At 62.5% G+C, this 7,008-nt stretch carries 6 protein-coding genes; 5 read left to right on the top strand and 1 reads right to left on the bottom strand.

Features of this window, described 5'->3' with window-relative positions; translation table 11 throughout:
- Nucleotides 1–218: 218 nt before the first annotated feature.
- Entirely contained in the window at nt 219–995 is a 777-nt protein-coding gene (locus ACQKRQ_RS39460) for an enoyl-CoA hydratase (protein ID WP_132376803.1), read from the bottom strand.
- Between the two features lie 136 nt (nt 996–1,131).
- Here ACQKRQ_RS39460 and paaN point away from each other — a divergent pair, with 136 nt between their 5' ends.
- From paaN to paaK, 5 genes are all read left to right on the top strand, one after another.
- Entirely contained in the window at nt 1,132–2,832 is a 1,701-nt protein-coding gene (paaN, locus tag ACQKRQ_RS39455; protein WP_408179116.1) for a phenylacetic acid degradation protein PaaN, read from the top strand.
- 124 nt (nt 2,833–2,956) lie between these two features.
- On the top strand, nt 2,957–4,159 hold the full coding sequence (gene pcaF, locus ACQKRQ_RS39450) for a 3-oxoadipyl-CoA thiolase (RefSeq protein ID WP_427483082.1): 1,203 nt from the start codon (nt 2,957–2,959) through the stop codon (nt 4,157–4,159).
- A gap of 50 nt (nt 4,160–4,209) precedes the next feature.
- Nucleotides 4,210–5,001, top strand: a complete 792-nt coding sequence (gene paaG, locus ACQKRQ_RS39445; RefSeq protein WP_427483080.1) for a 2-(1,2-epoxy-1,2-dihydrophenyl)acetyl-CoA isomerase PaaG — start codon at nt 4,210–4,212, stop codon at nt 4,999–5,001.
- Between the two features lies 1 nt (nt 5,002).
- A complete protein-coding gene (gene paaI / locus ACQKRQ_RS39440; protein WP_427483078.1) occupies nt 5,003–5,464 on the top strand; it encodes a hydroxyphenylacetyl-CoA thioesterase PaaI in 462 nt (153 codons plus the stop codon).
- 180 nt (nt 5,465–5,644) lie between these two features.
- Nucleotides 5,645–6,949, top strand: coding sequence for a phenylacetate--CoA ligase PaaK (paaK, locus tag ACQKRQ_RS39435; RefSeq protein ID WP_408179111.1), 1,305 nt, complete (start codon nt 5,645–5,647; stop codon nt 6,947–6,949).
- Nucleotides 6,950–7,008: the final 59 nt, after the last annotated feature.

The raw sequence follows: 7,008 nt of genomic DNA, 5'->3' as shown, positions 1-7,008 counted from the left end.
CGTTCTGCGTCGCTGCATCAGCAGCAGAGAAACGAGATTATGAAGAACTTTCGCTACGTCGTCAACAGGTTTTTTCCAACTTCCTGAACCTGCCCACTTCGCTGAAAGCCTTGCCACTGCTGGCTCTCCCGCCTCCCGTGCCCCGCTGTCCGGAGCACGAAAGAGCGAGATTCTAGCGAGCCCGACTCCGCCTTGCAAGCGTTATTTTGACAAGCGTATTAACGATGCTTGAACACCGGTTTGCGCTTCTCCACGAACGCGGCCATACCCTCCTTCTGATCTTCGGTAGCGAAGAGCGAATGGAACAGGCGCCGCTCGAAATGCACGCCTTCCGCGAGCGTCGTTTCGTAGGCGCGATTGACTGATTCCTTCACCATCATCACTGCCGGCAGGGGGAATTCTGCGATCGTCGCAGCCGCAGCCACCGCTTCGTCCACCAAGGAAGCAGCCGGAATCACACGCGACACCAAGCCGGCGCGCTCAGCTTCGGCGGCATCCATGAACCGCGCGGTCAGGCAGAGGTCCATTGCCTTCGCCTTGGAGACGGCGCGCGGCAAGCGCTGCGTACCGCCAGCGCCCGGCATGATGCCGAGCTTGATTTCCGGCTGGCCGAACTTTGCCGTGTCGGCGGCGAAAATGATGTCGCACATCATCGCCAACTCGCAGCCGCCGCCGAGCGCGAACCCGGCCACTGCGGCAATGATCGGCTTGCGAATGGAGCGAACAGTTTCCCAATTGCGGGTGATGTAGTCACCCTTATAGACATCCATATAGGTATAGGTGGACATCATGCCGATGTCGGCACCGGCCGCGAACGCCTTTTCACTGCCCGTGACCACGATCGCGCCGATCGCGTCGTCGGCATCGAATTCGCGCAGTGCCGTCCCCAACTCGTCCATCAACGCGTCATTCAGAGCGTTCAACGCCTTCGGACGATTCAACGTGATCAAGCCGACTCGTCCCCGCGTCTCAACCAGAATGTTCTCGTAAGCCATGCCGCCTCCCAAGGGTAGAAAAATTGCGCGCGAAAACACTTCGCGCGGCCATCTTAATAATGCTACCATTCACCAACCAACCGGTCGGTCAATTATTCGACAGGCTTTTCCCAACGTACAGCCAAGCCCCTCTGCCATGACACATCCGCTATTCACCAAGCACGAAGACACGCTGCAAAAGGCACTCACCGCGGTTGAAACGCGCGGCTACTGGAGCCCGTTCGTCGAAATGCCCAGTCCGAAAGTGTACGGGGAAACGGCCAACGCGGACGGCGAAGCCGCATTCAAAGCGCACCTCAACGCGACGTTCCAGCTGGACCAACCGTCGACGGGCGAAACCGTCGGCGCCGAAGTCTCACCGTTCGGATTCCCGCTCGGCGTGCGCTATCCGAAGGCCGACCCCGCCGCCCTGATCGCGGCCGCCAACGCTGCCCAACGCGATTGGCGCGCGGCGGGCCCGCAGGCATGGATCGGCGTGTGCCTCGAAATCCTTGCCCGCGTGAATCGCGCCAGCTTCGAAATCGGCTACAGCGTGATGCACACGACCGGTCAGGCGTTCATGATGGCCTTCCAAGCCGGCGGCCCGCACGCGCAAGACCGCGCGCTTGAAGCCGTCGTGTACGCATGGGACCAATTGCGCCGCATTCCCGGCGACGCCCATTGGGAAAAGCCGCAAGGCAAGAACCCGCCGCTCGCCATGCACAAGCGTTACACCGTCGTGCCGCGCGGCACCGGCCTCGTGCTCGGCTGCTGCACTTTCCCGACGTGGAACGGCTATCCGGGCCTCTTCGCCGATCTGGCCACGGGCAACACAGTCATCGTCAAACCGCACCCGGGCGCAATTCTGCCGCTCGCGCTGACCGTACGAATCGCGCGTGATGTTTTGCGCGAAGCGGGATTCGATCCGAACGTCGTTACCTTGCTGGCCACCGAACCGAACGACGGCGCTCTCGTCCAGGACCTGGCCCTGCGCCCGGAAATCAAACTCATCGACTTCACGGGCAGCACGCAAAACGGCACGTGGCTCGAGCGCAATGCGCATCAGGCGCAGGTTTACACCGAAAAAGCCGGCGTGAACCAGATCGTGATCGACTCGGTCGACGACATCAAGGCCGCCGCCCGCAACATCGCCTTCTCGCTCGCGCTGTACTCGGGCCAGATGTGCACCGCGCCGCAAAACATCTACGTGCCGCGCGGCGGCATCCGCACTGCGGAAGGCACGCTTGGTTTTGACGAAGTCGCTCAAGCCATTGCCGGCGCCGTGCAAAAACTCGTGGCCGACCCGGCTCGCGCTGTCGAACTACTCGGCGCGATTCAGAACGAAGGCGTGACTCAACGCATCGACGATGCCGCAAAACTCGGCCGCGTGCTCGTCGAGAGCCTGACGCTCGAACATCCCGCATTTGCCGCGGCCCGCGTGCGCACGCCGCTCGTGCTTCAACTGGATGCCGCCACCGACCAAGCACAGTTCACCAAAGAATGGTTCGGCCCGATCTCGTTCGTGATCGCGACGGACTCGACTGCGCAGTCGCTCGATCTCGCCGGCGCGATCGCCGCCGAGCACGGTGCGCTGACGCTGTCGGTGTACAGCACGGACGACGCGGTGCTGGAAGAAGCGCACGAAGCATCGATCCGTGGTGGCGTGGCCTTGTCGATCAATTTGACCGGCGGTGTGTTCGTCAATCAGTCGGCAGCCTTTTCCGACTTCCACGGCACGGGCGCGAACCCGGCGGCCAATGCCGCGCTGGCGGACGCAGCTTTCGTATCGAATCGCTTCCGCGTAGTTCAAAGCCGGGTTCATGTTGAACCGAAAGCGGCGCCGGCGGTAGCTGGCTGAATGGCATAAGACAAAACACGGCTTCGTCCTATGCCGTTTGGCCGAATGGACCTGGCTGTGCACCCAAACTAACATGAGACATCGGATCGGCACCTCACGCCGACCCGCCCCAGCAGGAATCCATATGAACGACGCCTTCATTTGCGATGCGATTCGCACTCCAATCGGCCGCTACGGCGGCGCCCTGAAAGATGTCCGCGCCGACGACCTCGGCGCGGTGCCGATCAAGGCGCTGATCGAACGCAATCCCGGCGTCGACTGGCGCGCTCTCGACGACGTCATTTATGGCTGCGCGAACCAGGCCGGCGAAGACAATCGCAACGTCGCCCGTATGTCCGCGTTGCTGGCCGGCTTGCCCACCGAAGCGCCCGGCGCAACCATCAACCGCTTGTGCGGATCGGGTATGGACGCGGTCGGCACCGCAGCGCGCGCCATCAAGGCGGGGGAAGCACGCCTGATGATCGCCGGCGGCGTCGAAAGCATGACGCGTGCGCCGTTCGTCATGGGCAAGGCGACTAGCGCGTTCTCGCGCCAGGCCGACATTTACGACACGACCATCGGCTGGCGCTTCATCAATCCGCTGATGAAACGTCAGTACGGCGTCGATTCAATGCCTGAGACCGCGGAAAACGTTGCCGTCGAATTCAGCGTAAGCCGTGCTGATCAGGACGCGTTTGCGCTGGCGAGCCAGCAAAAAGCCGCTCGGGCCCAGCAGGACGGCACGTTGGCCCAGGAAATTATCGGCGTCGACATCGCACAGAAGAAGGGTGACCCCGTACGCGTGCTGCTCGATGAACACCCGCGCGAAACTTCGCTCGAAAGTTTGGGCAAGCTCAAGGGCGTGGTCCGTCCGGACGGCAGCGTGACGGCCGGCAATGCGTCGGGCGTGAACGACGGCGCGTGCGCACTGTTGCTCGCGAACCAGCAGGCCGCCGATCAATACGGACTGCGTCGCCGCGCCCGCGTGGTGGGCATGGCAACAGCAGGCGTCGAGCCGCGCATCATGGGTATCGGTCCGGCGCCGGCCACGCAAAAGCTGTTGAAGCAACTCGGCATGACGCTCGAACAGTTCGATGTGATCGAGTTGAACGAAGCCTTCGCATCGCAAGGCCTGGCTGTTCTGCGCACGCTCGGTCTGCGCGACAACGACCCGCGCGTCAACCCGAACGGCGGAGCCATTGCGCTTGGTCATCCGCTGGGCGCATCAGGCGCGCGTTTGATCACGACCGCGTTGTACCAGTTGGAACGGACCAATGGCCGCTTTGCGCTTTGCACGATGTGCATCGGCGTAGGCCAGGGCATCGCGCTGGTCATCGAGCGAATCTGAGGTCGACGCCACAGCGCCCATCGGTCAAAGAGACTTTGAGGAGACACCCAATGTCATATGAAGCGATTCGACTGGACATCGACGCGTCGAGCCATGTCGCAACCATCACGCTGAACCGGCCGGACAAACTCAACAGCTTCACGCGCGCGATGCATCAGGAATTGAGCGCCGCGCTCGACGAGGTCGAAACGTCCGGCGCCCGCGCGCTTGTACTCACCGGCGCGGGCCGCGGCTTTTGCGCCGGCCAGGATCTCGCCGACCTCGACTTCACGCCAGGCGCCATGACCGATCTGGGCGAACTGATCGAGCAACATTTCAATCCGCTGATTCGCCGCCTGCAAGCTTTGCCGCTGCCGGTCATCGCCGCGGTGAACGGCACGGCCGCCGGCGCGGGCGCCAATCTCGCGCTCGCGTGCGACCTCGTGCTCGCGGCTCGCTCCGCCAGCTTCATTCAGGCGTTCGTGAAGATCGGCCTCGTGCCGGACTCGGGCGGCACATGGTTCCTGCCGCAGCGCGTCGGCATGGCTCGCGCGTTAGGGCTCGCCATCACCGGCGACAAACTCAGCGCGGAAAAAGCCGAAAGCTGGGGCTTGATCTGGCAAGCAGCCGACGACGCGGAACTCGCCGCCATTGCGGCGAAACTTGCGACTCAGCTTGCGCAACAACCCACGCGCGCCATCGCCGCAATCAAGCAGGCCATGCGGGAGGGTGCGACGCAAACGCTCGACCAGCAACTCGATCTCGAACGCGATTTGCAACGTCAACTGGGTGCTTCCCACGACTACGCGGAAGGCGTGCAAGCCTTTGTTGAAAAGCGCGCGCCGCGCTTCGAGGGCCGCTGACATGTCCGCTCAAGCCAACCATCCCAATCAGATGACACCCGACGAACTCGCCCGCGCGACTGCTGCTGCAATGTACGAGAACGACGCGTGCAGCCGCGCGCTCGGCCTCGAAATCGTCGAAGTGCGCCCCGGATACGCACGCCTGCGCATGGCAATACGTGATGACTTTCTGAACGGCCATCAGATTTGCCACGGCGGCCTGATTTTCACGCTCGCAGATTCGACCTTTGCGTTCGCCTGCAACACGTACAACATCAACACGGTTGCCGCCGGATGCTCGATCGAGTTTCTGCAGCCCGTGCGAGGGGGCGACGTGCTGACAGCGGAAGCCGTCGAGCAGACGCTGAGTGGCCGAACCGGCATCTACGACATTCGCGTGACGAACCGTGCCGAAGAAACCGTTGCAATGTTCCGCGGCAAATCGGCGCAAATCAAAGGCAATCTGATTCCGACAGGCGAGTGATAACAGCAACCTCGCAGCAAACGCTATAACTCCGAGACACCACGCAGCAAACCAATGACAGATTCGCGGCCCAGTAGCGGCTCTTCGCCGCCACACCGCTAAACGGCAGCCAGCCCCAGGTTTTTGCGCGCAAGCGCACGTATTTCAGACCCAAGCATTGAGGCAGCAAGGAGACATTCGATGACCACCGCCCTTCCGCTCGATCCGATCGAGACCGCCAGCCGCGACGAACTTGCCGCGCTTCAACTTGAACGGCTTAAATGGTCGTTGAACCACGCTTATGAAAACTCGCCGGTTTATCGACACAAATTCGACGAAGCCGGGGTTCATCCGAGCGAAGTGAAAACCCTCGCGGACCTGGCGCGCTTCCCCTTCACCACCAAGAAGGATCTGCGCGACAGCTACCCGTTCGGTATGTTCGCCGTGCCGCAAGAACAGATTTCACGGATTCACGCATCGTCCGGTACCACGGGTAAGCCGACCGTCGTGGGCTACACCGCGCGTGACATCGACACGTGGGCGAATCTCGTCGCGCGTTCGATCCGCGCCGCCGGCGCGAAGCGTGGCGACAAGGTTCACGTGAGCTATGGCTACGGCCTGTTCACGGGCGGTCTCGGCGCGCACTACGGCGCCGAACGCGCGGGGCTCACTGTGATCCCGTTCGGTGGCGGCCAGACCGAAAAGCAGGTGCAGCTGATCCAGGACTTCCGGCCGGACATCATCATGGTGACGCCGAGCTACATGCTCTCCATTGCCGACGAACTCGAGCGTCAAGGCATCGACCCGGCCAATTGTTCGCTGCGCCTCGGCATCTTCGGCGCGGAACCGTGGACCAACGACATGCGTCAGGCGATCGAAAAGCGCATGGGCATCGATGCTGTCGACATCTATGGCCTGTCCGAAGTGATGGGCCCGGGTGTGGCGTCGGAGTGCGTGGAAACGAAAGACGGCCCAACCATCTGGGAAGATCATTTCTATCCCGAGATCATCGATCCCGAAACCGGCGAGGTGCTGCCGGACGGCGAACTCGGCGAATTGGTGTTCACGTCGCTGACCAAAGAGGCGCTGCCGATCATCCGTTACCGGACCCGCGACCTGACGCGCCTACTGCCGGGCAGCGCCCGCACGATGCGTCGGATGGAAAAGATCACCGGCCGCTCGGACGACATGATGATCGTGCGCGGCGTGAACGTGTTCCCGACGCAGATCGAGGAACTGCTGCTCAAGCAGCACGCGCTTGCGCCGCACTATCAGATCGTGCTGACCAAGGAAGGCCCGCTCGACGTGTTGACGTTGAACGTCGAGCCTTGCCCGGAATCGGCGCCGGATACGGCTGCGTTGAACTCGGCCAAGCAGGCGTTGACCTATGACATCAAGGCGCTGATCGGCGTGAGCGCGGTGGTGAACGTGCTGGGTGTGAACGGGATCGAGCGTTCGGTCGGCAAGGCGCGGCGCGTGGTGGACAAGCGCAAGTCGGGGCTGTAACAAGCAGGAAGTAACGCGCGGCGCGGCGGACCCGCACCGCGCCACGCGCTACTCAACCC

Origin of the sequence: Paraburkholderia sp. NPDC080076 (assembly GCF_050281145.1) — a bacterium.
GTDB lineage: Bacteria > Pseudomonadota > Gammaproteobacteria > Burkholderiales > Burkholderiaceae > Paraburkholderia.
This window is presented reverse-complemented; position numbering and strand designations above follow the sequence as displayed.

What these genes read in the sequence shown, in the direction of transcription:
- paaN (WP_408179116.1), top strand. Translation starts at nt 1,132, where the DNA reads ATGACACATCCGCTATTCACCAAGCACGAAGACACGCTGCAAAAGGCA.
- paaG (WP_427483080.1), top strand. Translation starts at nt 4,210, where the DNA reads ATGTCATATGAAGCGATTCGACTGGACATCGACGCGTCGAGCCATGTC.
- pcaF (WP_427483082.1), top strand. Translation starts at nt 2,957, where the DNA reads ATGAACGACGCCTTCATTTGCGATGCGATTCGCACTCCAATCGGCCGC.
- ACQKRQ_RS39460 (WP_132376803.1), bottom strand. Translation starts at nt 995, where the DNA reads ATGGCTTACGAGAACATTCTGGTTGAGACGCGGGGACGAGTCGGCTTG.
- paaK (WP_408179111.1), top strand. Translation starts at nt 5,645, where the DNA reads ATGACCACCGCCCTTCCGCTCGATCCGATCGAGACCGCCAGCCGCGAC.
- paaI (WP_427483078.1), top strand. Translation starts at nt 5,003, where the DNA reads ATGTCCGCTCAAGCCAACCATCCCAATCAGATGACACCCGACGAACTC.